This window comes from Vibrio sp. Vb0888 (genome assembly GCF_033338835.1).
GTDB lineage: Bacteria > Pseudomonadota > Gammaproteobacteria > Enterobacterales > Vibrionaceae > Vibrio > Vibrio alginolyticus.
This window is the reverse complement of sequence record NZ_JAWOTL010000357.1, coordinates 1-1,014: the sequence shown is the minus strand read 5'-3', so window position 1 is coordinate 1,014 and position 1,014 is coordinate 1. Positions and strand designations below refer to the sequence as shown.

General features: G+C 51.0%; 2 protein-coding genes. Both read right to left on the bottom strand.

Annotated features, from left to right (window positions below):
• Positions 1–198: hypothetical protein (locus tag R7P72_RS26230; protein WP_318111199.1), on the bottom strand; the 198-nt coding region annotated here is incomplete at its 3' end.
• Positions 199–320: 122 nt separating this feature from the next.
• Positions 321–1,014: 3-phenylpropionate MFS transporter (locus R7P72_RS26225; RefSeq protein WP_318111197.1), on the bottom strand; the 694-nt coding region annotated here is incomplete at its 5' end.

Sequence of the window (1,014 nt, the reverse complement as noted above, 5' to 3'; positions counted from 1 at the left end):
GAAAGACCAAGGATTGCTGCTCGCCTGTCCGACCGTGCCGTAGAAGGTCCACGAGGTACAGTACACCGCAATCGAGAGGCTATAAATCCACGGACGCCAACGGGCGAGCCAGCGCTTCTGTATGTCTCCGTACCACGCGATTATAAATAGGGCTCCCAAGTACGCCAAAGAAACGGGAACCACCAGCCATCCTTGCATCCGATATCCTTTCTAGCTTTTCTTACAGAAAATAAAAAAACCTCTCCTTGAGGGAGAGGTTTCATTTAACACTGCTTTCACAATGGAGACAAAGATTAGTTTTTAACCTTTGTCACAGAAGTCTAATTCTGTGTTTCAAGTGCCTTTTCAGACACATCCACCACGTTGTGGCTAGGCTCTTGAGGGTCCAATTTGATGAACAGCGCCAATAGGCCCATTGCCGCCATACCCCAGAACACCAGCGCGCCCCAGTGCTCGTAACCCCAACCACTGAGCACCGTCATCAGCGCGATAAATGCGCCAAGCGGAATTGCATTGTATAGCGCTTGCAGCGCCACCATTTTGTGCTCTTCAGAGTTTTGGATGTATTGAATGGCCGCAATGTGCGCCGTCGCGAATGTCACACCGTGCAGAAGTTGCACGATAACCAACGCAACGATAGACGTTGTTGCAGCGGTCATGCCCCAACGCATCATCACACCACAAGCTGCAACAATAAACAGCGTGCGCAGCGCCCAACCAGCAAACAGACGCTTACTCAATGCAAACACAGCCACTTCTGCCGCAACGCCCAGACTCCACAAGTAGCCGATCACGTCTTCTGAGTGACCCGCCTCTTTCCAGTGAATGGCACTAAAGCCGTAGTACGCCGCATGACTACCTTGGATAAGTGACACCAAAACCAAGAACTTCACCACTGATTTATCGGTAAGCAGTGCGGATAATTTCGGACGTTCAGCATGCTGGTCACCGCGAGTGACAGGCATTGGATTGATGCTACGCATCGCGAAAAGCAATGAAAAGAACACCCCCACC